The sequence below is a fragment of the Pseudomonas sp. B3G-3 genome, from assembly GCF_028640915.1.
GTDB lineage: Bacteria > Pseudomonadota > Gammaproteobacteria > Pseudomonadales > Pseudomonadaceae > Aquipseudomonas > Aquipseudomonas chlororaphis_I.
On the sequence record NZ_JAQZAB010000126.1, the window covers coordinates 1 to 15,612 of the forward strand.

The window sequence follows — 15,612 nt, forward strand, 5'->3', positions numbered from 1 at the left end:
TAGCGAATTCTTTTTCATGAAGATCAAGAGCGTCTTTCCCGGTATTCCGTGAAGAACCAAAAAAAAGCGCTGCCATCAGGGCAGCGCTTTTACCAATCCGTTGTTTGCTTATCCTTCCAACACATCCCACAACGCTTCGAGTTCCGCCTCGCTGAACAAACCAGCAGGGTAACGATCGAGGATCATCCGACGCGGGTCGGCTTCCCGGACCTGTCGCGTTCCATTGGACTTCAACCATTGCGCCAGAACCTGAAGCGATTCGTTATTCATTGCCAAGGGATGTGAAGTCCGCTCGCTGACCCTATTCATCTCCAGCGCTCTCTCCCGGTTTGTGAGCGGCTAACTTATCCAAGGTTTATGACAGAACATCGCAGTTCCACCGGCCTCAGAGTGACCTCGCGAGAGATACAAGAGCTATGCCAAGGTCCCGTGATTGCTGGCTTTCGGATACAAAAAAACCCGCAGTCCATCAGGGCTGCGGGCTTGCCGGGCGACGCCGGATTGGATCCATGTAACAACCCGTCAATCAGGCGTCACAGGCTGTTACAACAACACTCAAACCTTGTGCGGCGCCGGTTGCTGTTGGGTAAGGCAATGGATATTTCCGCCCCCCAGTAACAACTCGCGACCCGGCACCATCACCACTTCGTGCTGCGGGAACAGGTTCTGCAGAATCTCCTTGGCCTGGGCATCCAGAGGGTCGTCGAAACTCGGGGCGATGATGCCGCCGTTGACGATCAGGAAGTTCACATAGGAACCGGCCAGGCGCACCGACGGATTACGCTCCTGGGTGCCGTCCACCGGGTCGACGCCCGCGCACTCTTCTTCGGTCGCATACAACGGCCCCGGAATCGGCATCTTGTGCACGGTGAACGGGCGACCCTTGGCGTCGGTGCTGTCTTGCAGCACTTTCAGCGCTGCCTGGCAGCGTGGGTAGTTCGGGTCCTGCGGGTCGTCGGTCCAGGCCAGCAGCACTTCGCCCGGGCGCACGTAGCAGCAGAAGTTATCCACATGGCCGTCGGTTTCGTCGTTGTACAGGCCGTCCGGCAGCCAGATGACCTTATCCACCGCCAGGTTGGCGCTGAGCACCGCTTCGATCTCGGCACGGTTCAGGTGCGGGTTGCGATTGCGGTTGAGCAGGCACTCTTCGGTGGTGATCACCGTGCCTTCGCCGTCGACGTGAATCGAGCCGCCTTCGAGCACGAAGCCCTCGGTGCGGTAACGCGGGCTGCGCTCGATCTCGAGGATCTTGCCGCCCACCTGCGCGTCACGGTTCCACGGCGAATACAGGCCGCCGTCGAAACCGCCCCAGGCGTTGAAATCCCAGTTCACGCCACGGACTTCGCCCTTGTCGTTGATGACGAAGGTCGGGCCGGTATCCCGGACCCAGGCGTCGTCGCTGGACATCTCCACCAGGCGGATATTCGGCACGTCCAGGCGGGCCCGGGCGTTTTCATACTGGCCCGCGGAGACCGCCACGGTCACCGGTTCGAAGCGGGCGATGGCTTTGGCCACCGCTACATGCGCGGCTTGCGCCGGCTTGCCGCCCAGGCGCCAGTTGTCCGGGCGCTCGGGCCAGATCATCCAGGTCTGGGTCTGCGTCGCCCACTCGGCTGGCATGTAGAAGCCGTCGGCGCGCGGGGTGCTGTGCAAAGTGGTCATGGGTTCAGGACTCCAGGGAACCGTCGAGGGTTTTGATCGCGCTGTACAGGTTCGGCCGACGGTCGCGGAACGAACCCCAGGCGCTGCGAATGTGTTCCAGCTCGTCGAGGTCGAAACTGTGGACAAGAATACCTTCTTCAGTCTCGTTCAGTTCTTCAACCTTCTCGCCGAACGGGTTGGCGATGAACGACGAGCCGTAGAAGGTGATGTCGTAGCCGTCCTGCTCTTCGTTGCCGATGCGGTTGCTGGCGATCAGCGGCATCAGGTTGGCGCCGGCGTGGCCTTGTTGCACGCGCTGCCAGTGGTCGCGGGACGAGATGCTCTTGTCGTGGGGTTCGCTGCCGATGGCGGTCGGGTAGAACAGGATCTCCGCGCCTTGCAGTGCCATGCTGCGGGCGCACTCGGGGAACCACTGGTCCCAGCAGATGCCCACGCCGATTTTCGCGTAACGGGTGTTCCACACCTTGAAGCCGGTGTCGCCCGGATTGAAGTAGTACTTTTCGTGATAGCCAGGGCCGTCCGGGATGTGGCTTTTACGATAAATCCCGAGGTTGCTGCCGTCGGCGTCGATGATCGCGATGCTGTTGAAACGCGCACGCCCGGCCAGCTCGAAGAAGCTGATCGGCAGCACCACCTGCAGCTCGCGGGCGACCTTCTGGAAGTGGGCGATGGCCGCGTTGCCTTCCACCGGGGTGGCCAGCTGCAGGTAGTCCGGGTTCGGCTTCTGGCAGAAGTACGGGGTCTCGAACAGTTCCTGGATCAGGATGATCTGCGCACCTTTGGCGGCGGCCTCGCGGACCAGTTTTTCCGCGGTCTCGATATTGGCTTCGAGGTCCCAGGAACAGGCCATCTGGGTTGCGGCGACGGTAACGATACGGCTCATGAATCATCTCCTGGGCAGCAGCAAAGGACCGATGGTGGCATCGGCCGATGACAGAAAAGGGCAAGACCGGACGCGGCTTGGCCGGGTCCCGACAGGGATGACTTTATATCCGATAAAAATCGACTTTAGAAGTCATAAAAATATAAATTCAAAAATAAAACCCGATAAATACCGATTCTTATCGGTATTTATCGGGTCGTTCTGGGGATGGGGTTGTCTGTTCTGGCGCTATCGCGAGCAAGCTCGCTCCTACAGGAACGCCGCCAACCTGTAGGAGCGAGCTTGCTCGCGATCCGGGTACGAGGAGATCGAGGGGCTTAGAGCCCCTCGTCCAGCACCTTCGCCAACATGTCGACAAAGAAGTCGACGCTCTGGCGCGTGGTGACCATCGGCGGCTTGATCTTGAGGATGTTCAGGTAGTCGCCGGTGGGCTGCATGAAGATCCCCAGCTCGCGCAGGCGATCGCACAGCAGTGCGGTCTCCTCCATGGCCGGCTCCAGGGTCTGGCGATTGCGGATCAGCTCCAGTCCCAGGTAGAACCCCGAGCCATGCACCGCGCCCACCAGCGGATAACGCTCGATCAGGGCTTCCAGGCGCTGCTTGAAGTGGCCGCCGACCACCTGGGCGTTTTCCCAGAGTTTTTCTTCCTGCATCACGTCGAGCACCGCCATGCCGATCCGGCAACTCACCGGGCTGCCGCCGGCCGAGGAGAAGAAATAGCCTTCGGCCTCCAGCGCTTCGGCGATCTCCCGGCGGGTGATCACCGCCCCCAGCGGCTGGCCGTTGCCCATGCCTTTGGCCATGGTGATGATGTCCGGCACCACGCCCTGCTCTTCGAAGCCCCAGAAGAACTTGCCCATGCGCCCGTAGCCGACCTGCACCTCGTCGGCGATGCACACCCCGCCCTGGGCGCGGACCAGGGCGTAGACCTGCTTCAGGTAACCCGGCGGCAGGGCGATGCCACCGGCGTTGCCATACACCGGCTCGCAGATGAAACCGGCCAGCTGGCGCTTCTGCTCCGCCAGCTTGGCCAGGTTGTGTTCGACGCTGCGCACGTAGTCCGGAGTGCTGTTCTGGCCGCGGAACTCACCGCGATAGGTATTGGGCGCGGTTACCGGATGCACCCAGTCCGGGCGGCTGCTCAGGGCCTGGGGGTTGTCGGCGATCGAGGTGGACACCGCGTCCGCGCCCACCGTCCAGCCGTGGTAGGCCTCCAGCACGCTGAGCATGTCGCGCCCGCCGCTGTAGGCCCAGGCCAGGCGGATCGCCAGGTCGTTGGCCTCGCTGCCGCTGTTGACCAGGAACACTCGGTCCATGGAGTCCGGCGCCAGCGCCAGCAGACGCTCGGAGAACTCGGCAATCGCCGCGTAGTGGAAGCGCGAGTTGGTGTTGAGCAGCAACCACTGGCGCGCGGCCTCGGCGGCCATGCGTGGATGACCGTGACCGAGCACCGCGACGTTGTTGAGCATGTCCAGGTAGGAACGGCCCTGCATGTCGATCAGGTGGTTGCGCCAGCCGCGCTCGATGCGTGGCGGGTCGACGTAATAGTGCTTCTGCGAGCGGGCGAAACTGGCCTCGCGCCGCGCCAGCAAGGCTTGCGGATCGAGCTCCGGCTCGGCGTCGCAGGCCAGGCCCAGCAGCGCCGCCGGCGACGGGCACAGCGCCTGCCATGCCGCGGCTCGCGATGGCGTACAGAACAGCGGCGGATCGAGCTGCGCGCCACGGCACAGCTGGACCTTGAGCCCGCCGTCCACCGCCCCCAGCACCTGGCCTTTGACCAGCGCCGCGCCGGCATGCACCGAGGGCGTGACGCCCCATAGCCGTACACTCAATTGTGGGCCGTCGAGGCGCAACGCACCATCGGCAGCACGGTGCAGCACCCCGGCAAACGGCGCCTCGACCGCCGTGCCCGACGGCACCTGCAACTGCACATGCAACGGGAAGGTATCCGGTTCGACGGCACTGTCCGGGCAGGTCCGGGACAGGCGGTACTGCCCGTAGCGACTGGCCGCCAGCCCATGGGCCGCCGCGGCCTGCTGCAACAGCTGGGTATCGATCTCCGGCTGCTCCCAGTTGCCGGCCTCAAAGTGCGGGCTGAGCACGCCCAGGTCGATCAGGGCGAACTCGCGTCCCACCAGGCCCGGCAACAACGGCGCGAAACCTTCGCCGGCGATGGCCGGCAGCGTCTGGCCGACCGCCCCGAGGATCGCCGCTTCCATCAATTCGAACGGCACCGAGGTGGCGACGCGGAAGATCTCCCATTCGTGGTTCAGGTTGTCGCGGCTGTACTGATTGTTCGGGTCGATGCTCACCTGCTGTTCGCCACTGAGCACCAGCACCGCGGCGCGGGCCACGATCAGCGGCCACAGCACCAGCAACTCGGCCTGCTGTAGCGGATTGACTGCGTGATAGGCGCGGACCGCCGGCAGGATGCAGAACGGATCGCCCTCGGCATGGTGCAGCAACGCCGCACAGGTCACCGACAGGTCGGTGATGCGCCAGGTGCGGATCAGGTCGCCGAAATCGATCACCCCCTGCACCTGCCAGTGGCGTTGGGCGTCACGCTGCCAGACCACGTTGTCGTCGGTGATGTCCAGGTGGATCGCCTGCACCGGCAACTGCTCGGCCAGGCGCTGCACGCGGCGCTCGGCCTGCTCGGCCACCTCGGCGATCAGGCTGCGCTGCTGCTCATCGGCGATCACCGGCAACAGGTGGTTGATCAGGCTATGGGCATGACGCGCGTCCCATTGCAGGGTGCGCGTAAGTCCTGGGTGCTGGAAGTCCGCCAGGGCCAGGTCCATCTGCCCGCACAGCCGACCAAAGCCGGCTGCCAGCTCGGGGCCCAGGTGCTTGAGGTGGGTCAGCGGCTGGCCTTCGATGTAGTCGAGCAGCCGCACATGCAGCGCCTGGCCATCGACGTCCAGGGACAGCAGGTCGGCGCCGTTCTTCGCCGGGATCACCCGGGGTACGTTCAGCTCGGGGTGGGCGCCAAGGTGCTTGAGCGCCGCGTGCTGGGCCTGCAGTTCCAGGGCCGCATAGTCGCCACGGCAGATCTTCAGGACAAACCGCCCCTGGGGGCTGTCGAGCCGGTAGTTGAGATCCTGCTGGCTGCCCAACGATTGCAGCGTGCCGCCAAGGCCGTAGTGCACTTCGAGCAGGTCCAGCGCCTGCTGTGGGGTGACCTGCGGACCGGGCAGGCTGGCGCGGTGAATCAACGTGGCGAGCAACATGGAACGACCCCTGGAATTATTGTCAGATGCGTATATCGCCACTGCGCCAGGCGTTACGCAACCCCCAGGCCCGGGCAGTCGACAAGGGCTGCATCGCCGCCGGGAAGCTAAACAGGATGCCAATAGCCGGGCCAGACGTCGGCGCCCCTTGCAGCGGCCGCTGGCTGCCGACAAGCTATGCTCCATTCGCGACTTCATGTCTTAGGGAAGAAGGCCTACCCATATGCGCATTCTCGTTACCGGCGGTGCCGGTTTTATTGGATCGGCGCTGGTTCGCCACCTGATCCGCAACACCGAACACGAAGTGCTCAACCTCGACAAGCTGACCTACGCCGGCAACCTGGAGTCGCTGTCGAGTATCGCCAGCGACACCCGCTACGAGTTCGTCCAGGCCGATATCGTCGACCAGGCCACCGTCAGCGCCCTGCTCGAGCGCTTCCAGCCCCAGGCGATCATGCACCTGGCCGCCGAGTCCCATGTCGACCGCTCCATCGACGGCCCGTCGGACTTCATCCAGACCAACATCGTCGGCACCTACAGCCTGCTGGAAGCCACCCGCGCCTATTGGCAGGCCCTGCCGACGGCGGAGAAAAGCGCCTTCCGCTTCCACCATATTTCCACCGACGAGGTGTACGGCGACCTGCACGGCGTCGACGACCTGTTCACCGAAACCACGCCCTACGCCCCCAGCTCGCCCTACTCCGCCAGCAAGGCTGCGTCCGACCATCTGGTCCGCGCCTGGCAGCGCACCTACGGCCTGCCGGTACTGGTGACCAACTGCTCGAACAACTACGGGCCGTTCCACTTCCCGGAAAAACTCATCCCGCTGGTGATCCTCAACGCCCTGGCCGGAAAACCGCTGCCGGTGTATGGCAACGGCCTGCAAGTGCGCGACTGGCTGTTCGTCGAAGACCACGCCCGCGCCCTGCTCAAGGTGGTGACCGAAGGCGTGGTCGGCGAGACCTACAACATCGGCGGCCACAACGAACAGACAAACATCGACGTGGTGCGCGGCATCTGCCAACTGCTGGAAGAACTGGCGCCACGCAAGCCCGAAGGCGTGCAGCACTATGCCGACCTGATCACCTTCGTCCAGGACCGCCCCGGCCACGACCTGCGCTACGCCATCGACGCCGGCAAGATCGAGCGCGAACTGGGCTGGGTGCCGCAAGAAACCTTCGCCAGCGGCCTGCGCAAGACCGTGCAGTGGTACCTGGACAACCAGGAATGGTGCCAGCACGTGCAGGACGGCAGCTATCAAGGGCAACGCCTGGGCTTCACTGACTTCAAGGATCTGATCGCATGATGAAAGGTATCGTTCTGGCGGGTGGCTCGGGCACCCGCCTGCACCCGATCACCCTGGGTGTGTCCAAGCAACTGCTGCCGGTCTACGACAAGCCGATGATCTATTACCCGATCTCGGTACTGATGCTGGCCGGCATCAAGGACATCCTGCTGATTTCCACCCCCCAGGACCTGCCGCAGTACCGCAACCTGCTGGGCGACGGCAGCCAGTTCGGGGTGCGCTTCAGCTACGCCGAGCAACCGTCGCCGGACGGCCTGGCGCAGGCGTTCCTGATCGGCGAGGAATTCATTGGCGACGACCCCGTGTGCCTGATCCTCGGCGACAACATCTTCCACGGCCAGCATTTCACCGAGAAGCTGCAGAACGCTGCGTCGAAACCTTCCGGGGCGACGGTCTTCGGCTACTGGGTCAAGGACCCGCAGCGCTTTGGCGTGATCGATTTCGACGAACAGGGCAATGCCCTTTCGATCGAAGAAAAGCCTGCACAACCCAAGTCCAGCTATGCCGTGACCGGGCTGTATTTCTACGACAACTCGGTGGTCAGCATCGCCAAGGCGGTCAAGCCTTCGGCACGCGGCGAACTGGAAATCACCGACGTCAACAACGCCTACCTGCAACGCGGCGACCTCAGCGTCGAACGTTTCGGCCGTGGCTTCGCCTGGCTCGATACCGGCACCCACGACAGCCTGCTGGAAGCCTCGCAGTATGTGCAGACCATCGAGCACCGCCAGGGCCTGAAAGTCGCCTGCCTCGAGGAAATCGCCTACAACCAGGGCTGGATCGACCGCGAGCACTTGCTCGAGCACGCCAAGTACTTCGGCAAGACCGGCTACGGCCAATACCTCTACAGCCTGGCGGGAGAAACCCAATGAAGGTCCTGGCCACCGAACTGCCCGGCGTGCTGATCATCGAGCCCAAGGTCTTTGGCGACGAGCGCGGTTTTTTCTACGAGAGCTTCAATGCCAAGGCGTTCGAAGCCGCGACCGGCGTGCACACCCAGTTCGTCCAGGACAACCATTCGCGCTCGCAAAAGGGCGTGCTGCGCGGTCTGCACTACCAGATCGAAAACACCCAGGGAAAGCTGGTGCGGGTCGTCGCCGGCGAAGTGCTCGACGTGACGGTGGATATCCGCCGCAGTTCGCCACACTTCGGCAAATGGGTCGGGGTGCGGCTGTCCGCGGATAACCATCGCCAGCTGTGGGTACCGGAAGGCTTCGCCCACGGTTTCGTGGTGCTTAGCGAGTACGCCGAATTCCTCTACAAGACCACCGACTACTACACGCCGGCGTCCGAACGCTGCATTCGCTGGGACGATCCGACCCTGGCCATCGATTGGCAACTCACGGGCCCGGCGCAGCTCTCGGCCAAGGATCAGGCCGGCAAATTGCTCAGCGAAGCCGAGCTGTTCCCATGAGCGGCCGGTTGAAGATCCTGATCAGCGGCCAGCACGGCCAGGTCTCCCAGGCCCTGCAACAGCGCCTGGGCAACCAGCACGAATTGATCGTGCCCGGGCGCGGCCTGCTCGACCTGACAAACCCGGACGCCATTCGCCAACAGGTACGCAGCCTGCGCCCGCAACTGATCATCAACGCGGCCGCCCATACTGCCGTCGATCAGGCCCAGAGCGAGCCGGACTTGGCCTTTGCGATCAATGCCAGCGCCCCCGGGGTGTTTGCCGAGGAAGCGCGGAAACTGGGGATCCCGCTGATTCACTACTCCACCGATTACGTCTTCGACGGCAGCAAACAGGCCCCCTACACCGAAGCCGATGAACCCAACCCACTGAGTGTCTACGGCCAGAGCAAACTGGCCGGCGAACGGGCCATCGGCGCAGTCGGTGGCGAACACCTGATCCTGCGCACCAGTTGGGTGTATTCCAACACCGGCAAGAACTTCCTGCTGACCATGCAACGCCTGCTGCAGGAAAAACCGCACTTGCGCGTGGTGGCCGACCAGATCGGCGCGCCGACCTGGGCCAGCACCATCGCCGCCAGCACCGCCGCCCTGATCGAGCGCTGGCAGGCGGGCCAGCCAGGAGCATGGGGGACCTATCACCTGACCGCTGCTGGCGAGACCTCCTGGTTCGGCTTCGCCCAGGCCATCGGCGAGCACCTGCTGGCCCAGGGCAAGGCCTGCGCGACCCTGGAGGCGATCCCCTCCAGCGTCTATCCGACACCCGCGCCGCGGCCGTTGAATTCCCGTCTCGACTGCAGCCGCCTGGCGCGCGAGTGGGGCGTGGTCCAGCCGGAATGGCGCAGCGCATTGCACGAGTGTCTTGCCGGGCAGGGGTAGGTTCTGTACGGAAAGTCGCCGAGCGGCGATCAGGCAAGGCAAAAACAGGCGAGGAACGGCCGGGGTCGCGCTCGACTGTAGGGGCCTACATGAGCATTCCGAGCCTGTTTTTAACGCGGCATGATCGTCGCGCAGGCAGTTTACGTATAGAACCTAGGCATAATGCGCTTGTACCCACAGGCGCATCGCTCCCATGACTCCACCCCTTCCCCGACGCCCCCGCTGGCGTAGCCTGGCTTTGCTGGCCCTGTGCCTGGCGCCGCTGCTGTGGCCGCTGGAGCATCTGGCCGAGCGTTATTACCGCAGCGAACTGGCGGGCCAGAACCGCCAGACCCTCGACCTCTACGTCGCCAACCTGCTGGGCACCCTGCACCGCTATGAAGTGCTGCCGCAGATTCTCGGCGAGCTGCCGGCGCTGCGCGCGGTCCTCGGGGCGCCGGACGACGGCGTGACCCAGGGCAACGCCAACCGCCTGCTGAAAAACATCAGCGCCCAGACCGGGGCCGAAGTGATGTACCTGATGGACACCTCCGGCAACACCCTGGCGGCGTCCAACTGGGACAAGCACGACAGTTTTGTCGGTCGCAATTTCTCCTTCCGCCCGTATTTCAGCGAGGCCATGGCCGGGCGCCTGGGGCGTTTCTTCGGCCTGGGCACCACCTCGGCCAAGCGCGGTTATTTCTTCGCCGCCGCCGTGCGCAAGGGCGAGAAAATCATCGGTGTGCTGGTGGTCAAGGTCGACCTGGACCACACCGAAAGCCTCTGGGGCAAGACCCCCGAGCAACTGGTGGTCACCGACCACAATGGCGTGGTGATTCTCACCTCGCGGGCGGAATGGCGTTTCCGCTCGACCCGCCCGCTGAGCGAAGACGAAAGCAAGGCCATAGTCGCCATCCAGCCCTACCCGACCCGCGATCCACGGCCGCTGAACCTCGACTCCAGCGCCTGGCTGACCCAGACCCGAGAGATCGACGAAACCGGCTGGAGCGTGAGCATCCTCGCCCCACGCACCCTGATCGACCGCCCGGTGCGCACGGTGGTGGCGGTGGGCGGCGCCACGCTGCTGGTGCTGATGCTGTTGCTCGGGCTGATGATGCAGCGCCGTCGCCACTACCTGGAGCGCATCGCCTTCGAAGCCAAGGCCCGGCGCGAGCTGGAAATGCGCGTGGCCGAACGTACCAGCGACCTGGAAGGCCTCAACCGCCGCCTCAGGCAGGAAGTGCTGGAGCGCGAGCACGCCCAGCAGGAACTGGTGCGCGCCCAGGACGACCTGGTGCAGGCCGGCAAGCTCTCGGCCCTGGGCACCATGTCGGCGAGCATCAGCCATGAACTCAACCAGCCGCTGGCGGCGATCCGCAGCTACGCGGAAAACGCCGAGGTGCTGCTGGACCATCAGCGCACCGAGGACGCCCGCGGCAACCTCAAGCTGATCAGCGAACTGACCGGGCGCATGGCCTCGATCATCGCCCACCTGCGCGCCTTTGCCCGCCGCGACCGCCACGCGCCGGAAAGCGTTGCCCTGCAACCGGCGCTGGACGATGCCCTGGCGCTGCTGGCCAAGCGTCGACGGGCGATGGAAGTGGAGCTGATCCGCGACCTGCCGGCGGCCACCCTGTGGGTCGAGGCTGGGGAGACGCGCCTGCGCCAGGTGCTCGGCAACCTGCTGGCCAACGCCCTGGATGCGCTGACCGAAAAAGGCCCGCCGCGCAAACTCTGGCTGAGTGCCGAATCCACCGCCACGGGCGTCAATCTGTACATTCGCGACAACGGTCCGGGCTTCTGCATGGAAGCCCTGGGCCGCGCCGGCGAGCCTTTCTACACCACCAAGACCCGTACCCAGGGCCTTGGCCTGGGCCTGGCGATCTGCGACACCCTGATGCGCGCCTTTGGCGGTGAACTGTCGTTCTCCAACCACCGCGAAGGCGGCGCCCTGATTACCCTGCGGCTGCGCGCCGGCGCGCCGGGAGTGAGCCTGCAACCGTCCGAGGACCGCAGCGTATGAGTACACCGATCACCAGTGACGTGCAGGTGGTGTTGATCGACGACGATCCGCACCTGCGCCAGGCCCTGAGCCAGACCCTGGACCTGGCGGGGCTGAAGATCCTGCCGCTGGGCGAAGCCCAGGGCCTGGCCGCACGGCTGGAGCGCGACTGGCCGGGCGTAGTGGTCAGCGACATCCGCATGCCCGGCATGGACGGCCTCGAACTGCTCAGCGAACTGCACGGCCAGGATCCTGAACTGCCAGTGCTGCTGATCACCGGCCACGGCGACGTGCCGCTGGCGGTGCAGGCGATGCGCGCCGGGGCTTATGACTTCCTGGAGAAACCTTTCGCCAGCGATGCCCTGCTCGACAGCGTGCGCCGGGCCCTGGCCCTGCGCCGCCTGGTCCTGGACAACCGCAGCCTGCGCCTGGCCCTGAGCGATCGCCAGGAACTCAGCGCGCGGCTGGTCGGGCTGTCCGCGCCGATGCTGCGTCTGCGCGAGCAGATCGGCGCCCTGGCGGCGACCAAGGCCGACGTACTGATCCTCGGCGAGACCGGCGCCGGCAAGGAAGTGGTGGCGCGGGCGCTGCACGACCTGTCGAGCCGGCGCAACGGTCCGTTCGTGGCGATCAACGCCGGCGCCCTGGCCGAATCGGTGGTCGAAAGCGAACTGTTCGGCCACGAGCCGGGGGCCTTTACCGGCGCGCAGAAACGCCGCATCGGCAAGTTCGAATTCGCCAACGGCGGCACGCTGTTCCTCGATGAAATCGAAAGCATGAGCCTGGACGTACAGGTCAAGCTGCTGCGCATGCTGCAGGAGCGGGTGGTGGAGCGCCTGGGCGGCAATCAACTGATCCCGCTGGATATCCGCATCATCGCCGCGACCAAGGAAGACCTGCGCCAGGCGGCCGACCAGGGGCGCTTCCGCGCCGACCTCTACTACCGCCTGAATGTCGCGCCGCTGCGTATTCCACCGTTGCGCGAGCGCGGCGAAGACGCCCTGCTGCTGTTCCAGCATTTCGCCGACGAGGCCAGCGCCCGCCACGGCCTGCCGCCCCACGAACTGCAACCGGGGCAGCGCGCCCTGCTGCTGCGCCACAGCTGGCCGGGCAATGTGCGCGAACTGCAGAACGCCGCCGAACGCTTCGCCCTCGGCCTGGAACTGGCCCTGGACAACAGCGCGGCGGAGGGCGGCTCCTCGCAGCCGGCGCCGACGCTGGTCGAGGGCGGCCTGAGCGAACAGGTGGAAAACTTCGAAAAGAGCCTGATCGCCGCCGAGCTGGCCCGCTCCCACAACTCGCTGCGCAGCCTCGCCGAAGCCCTGGGTATTCCACGCAAGACCCTGCATGACAAACTGCGCAAACACGGCCTGAGCTTCGGCGACAGCAGCGCCAGTTCTAGTAGCGACGACATCGATTGAACGATGCCGACTAACCTTGTTAAAGCACCCCTTTCACCATCGAGGCCTTGCATGAACCGCGACAGTCGTCACCTGGAATCCATCCTCCATCACGACATTCCCCTGACGCGGGACATGGGCCTGAAAGTGCTCGACTGGCACGCACACGAGCTGCGCCTGCAGCTGCCGCTGGAAGCCAACGTCAACCACAAAAGCACCATGTTCGGCGGCAGCCTGTATTGCGGCGCGGTGCTGGCCGGCTGGGGCTGGCTGCACCTGCGGTTGAAAGAAGCGGGGATCGACGACGGGCACATCGTGATTCAGGAAGGGCAGATCAACTACCCGCTGCCGGTGACCAGCGACGCCACGGCCATCTGCGCCGCGCCGAGCGAAGAGGTGTGGCACCGGTTCGTGACTATGTATGAGCGCTACGGTCGCGCGCGGCTGATCCTGCACACCCGGGTGGTGAATGCCGGCAGCGATGAAGATGCGGTGCGCTTCACCGGGCAATACGTGTTGCACCGGTAACCCTGTAGCCGCTGGCGCAGCCTGCGATTGGGCTAGGCGGCACTCCGACGAAGCAGCCGTGGATCGACTGACGATATTCTGTCTGACACACCGCGCGGACCGGTTTACGACTGCTGCGCAGCCGATCGCAGGCTGCGCCAGCGGCTACCAAGATCAGCCCCGCGCCAGCTCCAGCAAGCGCCCACGCCATGCGGCCTTGGCCGGCAGCGCCAGGAAGAAGCCATTGAGCAGCGACTCCCGTGCCGGGTAGCAGAACGGCTCGCCACTCAGATCCAGCACCTCGCCTCCAGCGCCTTCCAGCACGCCTTGGGCCGCCGCGGTGTCCCACTGCGAAGTCGGTGCCAGTCGCGGATAACAATCCGCCGCGCCTTCGGCCAACAGGCAGAACTTCAACGAGCTGCCGATGTTCGCCAGCTGCAACTCGCCCAGGGTCGCACTCAGGCCAGCCAGCAGACGTTCCTGCTCAGGGCTGCTATGCCGACGGCTGGCGACCACGGTGAAGGCTTCGCCCGCCGTCAGGCTGTCACGCACGTGGATCGCCACCGGCGCCTGGCCCTTGTCCGCGCGCCAGGCCCCGAGGCCGGCGCCGCCGAAATAGCAGCGACCACTGGTCGGCATCGACACCACGCCGAACACCACCCGCCCCTGTTCGATCAGGGCGATATTGACGGTGAACTCTTCACTGCCGGAGATGAATTCCTTGGTGCCGTCCAGCGGGTCCACCAGCCACCAGCGCTGCCAACCGGCACGCACGTCCCGAGGGATATCGGCGTCTTCTTCGGAGAGCACCGGGATGCTCGGGTCCAGCGCGGCCAGGCCTTGCACGATCAGGTGGTGGGCCGCCAGGTCGGCCGCGGTCACCGGCGATTCGTCGGCCTTGCTGGTGACGGCGACGTTGGCGCGCCAGAACGGCAGGATCGCCTCGCCGGCCTTCAAGGCCAGGTCGATCACCGGCGCCAGCAATGGATGGGGAAAATTCATCGATTGTTCGCTCATGCTTGAAAGACGCCGCGCTGGGTCAGCAGGTCGCGGGCCAGATACAACGCGGCCAGGGCGCGGCCCTCGGTGAATTGCGGGTTCTGCGCCAGGCTCGACAGCTCGCGCAGGTTGATCTTGTCCACGCGCATCGGCTCGGGCTCATCGCCCTCCAGCCGTTCTTCGTAGAGGTCGGTGGCCAGCACCACCTGGATCTTCTGGCTCATGTAGCCGGGGGACAACGACAGCTCGGTCAGATGCTCCAACTGCCGCGCGCCAAAACCGGCCTCCTCCTTGAGCTCACGTTCGGCGGCCGCCAGCACATCCTCGCCGGGCTCGATCAGGCCCTTGGGCAGGGACAGCTCATAGGCGTCGGTGCCGCCGCAATATTCCTCGACCAGCACCGCATGATCGGCATCGAGCATCGCCACGATCATCACCGCGCCGTAGCCCGCGCCCTTGCCCACCAGACGCTCGTAGGTGCGCTCCACACCGTTGGAAAAGCGCAACTGCACCGCTTCGACGCAAAACAGACGGCTGGTGGCGACGATCTCGCGGGCGAGTACGGTGGGTTTCTGGCGCATACAAAGGCTCCTTGGCGTGAACGCGCTACTATAACGCGGCTTTCCCGATTGTTTGTGTCGGATATCTTTCTACCGTTCGAGACGTTCTCCATGCCTTCACTGCCCTGGCGCGACATCGATACCGTTCTGCTGGATATGGACGGTACCTTGCTGGACCTGCACTACGACAACCACTTCTGGATGGAGCACCTGCCCCAGCGCTATGCCGAGCTGCATGGCGTCAGCCGCGCCATGGCGGAAATGGAACTGCAGCCGCTGTTCGAGCGTAACGCCGGACAATTGCAGTGGTATTGCCTGGACTTCTGGAGCGCCGAACTGAAGTTGCCGGTGCGCGAACTGAAGCTGGAGACCGCCCACCTGATCTCCCTGCGCCCGGACGCCGATACCTTTCTCGCGGCGATCAAGCAGGCCGGCAAACGCGTGGTACTGATCACCAATGCGCACCGCGACTCGTTGTCATTGAAGTTGGAAAAAGTCGAGCTGGCGCCCTACTTCGAACGTTTGATCAGTTCCCACGATTACGGTTTCGCCAAGGAGAACCCGCAGTTCTGGGACGCGCTGCAAGCGGATATCGACTTCGATCCGGCACGCAGCCTGTTTATCGACGACACCCTGCCGATCCTGCGCAGCGCGCGGAATTTCGGTGTGGCCCATCTGTTGGCGGTGAGTGAACCGGACAGCCGCAAGGGGCCGAAAGACACGGCGGAGTTTGCCGCGCTGGGGGATTATCGAGAATTGATCGAGGGGCTGTAGAGCAATCCTGTAGCCGCT

At 64.7% G+C, this 15,612-nt stretch carries 15 protein-coding genes; 9 read left to right on the forward strand and 6 right to left on the reverse strand.

Annotation, left to right across the window (positions count from 1 at the left end; genetic code table 11):
* Positions 1–108: 108 nt before the first annotated feature.
* From PVZ80_RS26810 to aguB, 3 genes are all read right to left on the reverse strand, one after another.
* Positions 109–309: a hypothetical protein gene (locus PVZ80_RS26810; RefSeq protein ID WP_038630380.1), complete on the reverse strand. Its 201-nt coding sequence runs from the start codon at positions 307–309 to the stop codon at positions 109–111.
* Between the two features lie 246 nt (positions 310–555).
* On the reverse strand, positions 556–1,662 hold the full coding sequence (aguA, locus tag PVZ80_RS26815) for an agmatine deiminase (protein WP_038630379.1): 1,107 nt from the start codon (positions 1,660–1,662) through the stop codon (positions 556–558).
* Positions 1,663–1,666: 4 nt separating this feature from the next.
* A complete protein-coding gene (aguB, locus tag PVZ80_RS26820; RefSeq protein WP_038582957.1) occupies positions 1,667–2,545 on the reverse strand; it encodes an N-carbamoylputrescine amidase in 879 nt (292 codons plus the stop codon).
* Here aguB and PVZ80_RS26825 point away from each other — a divergent pair.
* Positions 2,544–2,819 (forward strand): hypothetical protein, encoded by a 276-nt coding sequence (locus PVZ80_RS26825; protein ID WP_273864805.1) that lies wholly within the window; start codon positions 2,544–2,546, stop codon positions 2,817–2,819. The two genes, aguB and PVZ80_RS26825, sit on opposite strands and share 2 nt — an antisense overlap.
* 43 nt (positions 2,820–2,862) lie before the next feature.
* On the opposite strand, the gene PVZ80_RS26830 is transcribed toward PVZ80_RS26825, so the two are convergent.
* Positions 2,863–5,775 (reverse strand): aminotransferase, encoded by a 2,913-nt coding sequence (locus PVZ80_RS26830; RefSeq protein ID WP_273864806.1) that lies wholly within the window; start codon positions 5,773–5,775, stop codon positions 2,863–2,865.
* Positions 5,776–5,998: 223 nt separating this feature from the next.
* On the opposite strand from PVZ80_RS26830, the gene rfbB reads away from it, so the two are divergent.
* The 7 genes from rfbB (at position 5,999) to PVZ80_RS26865 (ending at position 13,282) form a co-directional block, all read left to right on the forward strand.
* On the forward strand, positions 5,999–7,081 hold the full coding sequence (gene rfbB / locus PVZ80_RS26835; RefSeq protein WP_028683831.1) for a dTDP-glucose 4,6-dehydratase: 1,083 nt from the start codon (positions 5,999–6,001) through the stop codon (positions 7,079–7,081).
* A complete protein-coding gene (gene rfbA / locus PVZ80_RS26840; protein ID WP_009046484.1) occupies positions 7,078–7,953 on the forward strand; it encodes a glucose-1-phosphate thymidylyltransferase RfbA in 876 nt (291 codons plus the stop codon). The genes rfbB and rfbA overlap by 4 nt, the downstream gene beginning before the upstream one ends.
* Positions 7,950–8,495 carry a dTDP-4-dehydrorhamnose 3,5-epimerase gene (rfbC, locus tag PVZ80_RS26845; RefSeq protein WP_009046483.1) on the forward strand — a complete coding sequence of 182 codons (546 nt, stop codon included), beginning with the start codon at positions 7,950–7,952 and terminating at the stop codon, positions 8,493–8,495. Before rfbA ends, rfbC begins: the two co-directional genes overlap by 4 nt.
* On the forward strand, positions 8,492–9,373 hold the full coding sequence (rfbD, locus tag PVZ80_RS26850) for a dTDP-4-dehydrorhamnose reductase (RefSeq protein WP_124339472.1): 882 nt from the start codon (positions 8,492–8,494) through the stop codon (positions 9,371–9,373). The genes rfbC and rfbD overlap by 4 nt, the downstream gene beginning before the upstream one ends.
* A 193-nt stretch (positions 9,374–9,566) precedes the next feature.
* Positions 9,567–11,375 (forward strand): sensor histidine kinase, encoded by a 1,809-nt coding sequence (locus PVZ80_RS26855; RefSeq protein WP_101281663.1) that lies wholly within the window; start codon positions 9,567–9,569, stop codon positions 11,373–11,375.
* On the forward strand, positions 11,372–12,775 hold the full coding sequence (locus tag PVZ80_RS26860) for a sigma-54-dependent transcriptional regulator (protein WP_273864807.1): 1,404 nt from the start codon (positions 11,372–11,374) through the stop codon (positions 12,773–12,775). Before PVZ80_RS26855 ends, PVZ80_RS26860 begins: the two co-directional genes overlap by 4 nt.
* A gap of 51 nt (positions 12,776–12,826) precedes the next feature.
* Positions 12,827–13,282, forward strand: a complete 456-nt coding sequence (locus tag PVZ80_RS26865; RefSeq protein ID WP_007931705.1) for a YiiD C-terminal domain-containing protein — start codon at positions 12,827–12,829, stop codon at positions 13,280–13,282.
* Positions 13,283–13,435: 153 nt separating this feature from the next.
* Here PVZ80_RS26865 and cysQ read toward each other — a convergent pair whose 3' ends face one another.
* On the reverse strand, positions 13,436–14,263 hold the full coding sequence (gene cysQ / locus PVZ80_RS26870) for a 3'(2'),5'-bisphosphate nucleotidase CysQ (protein ID WP_273864808.1): 828 nt from the start codon (positions 14,261–14,263) through the stop codon (positions 13,436–13,438).
* An 11-nt stretch (positions 14,264–14,274) separates the two neighbouring features.
* On the reverse strand, positions 14,275–14,841 hold the full coding sequence (nudE, locus tag PVZ80_RS26875) for an ADP compounds hydrolase NudE (RefSeq protein WP_273864809.1): 567 nt from the start codon (positions 14,839–14,841) through the stop codon (positions 14,275–14,277).
* A gap of 90 nt (positions 14,842–14,931) precedes the next feature.
* Here nudE and yrfG point away from each other — a divergent pair, with 90 nt between their 5' ends.
* On the forward strand, positions 14,932–15,594 hold the full coding sequence (gene yrfG / locus PVZ80_RS26880) for a GMP/IMP nucleotidase (protein ID WP_016702576.1): 663 nt from the start codon (positions 14,932–14,934) through the stop codon (positions 15,592–15,594).
* The last annotated feature ends 18 nt before the right edge of the window (positions 15,595–15,612 follow it).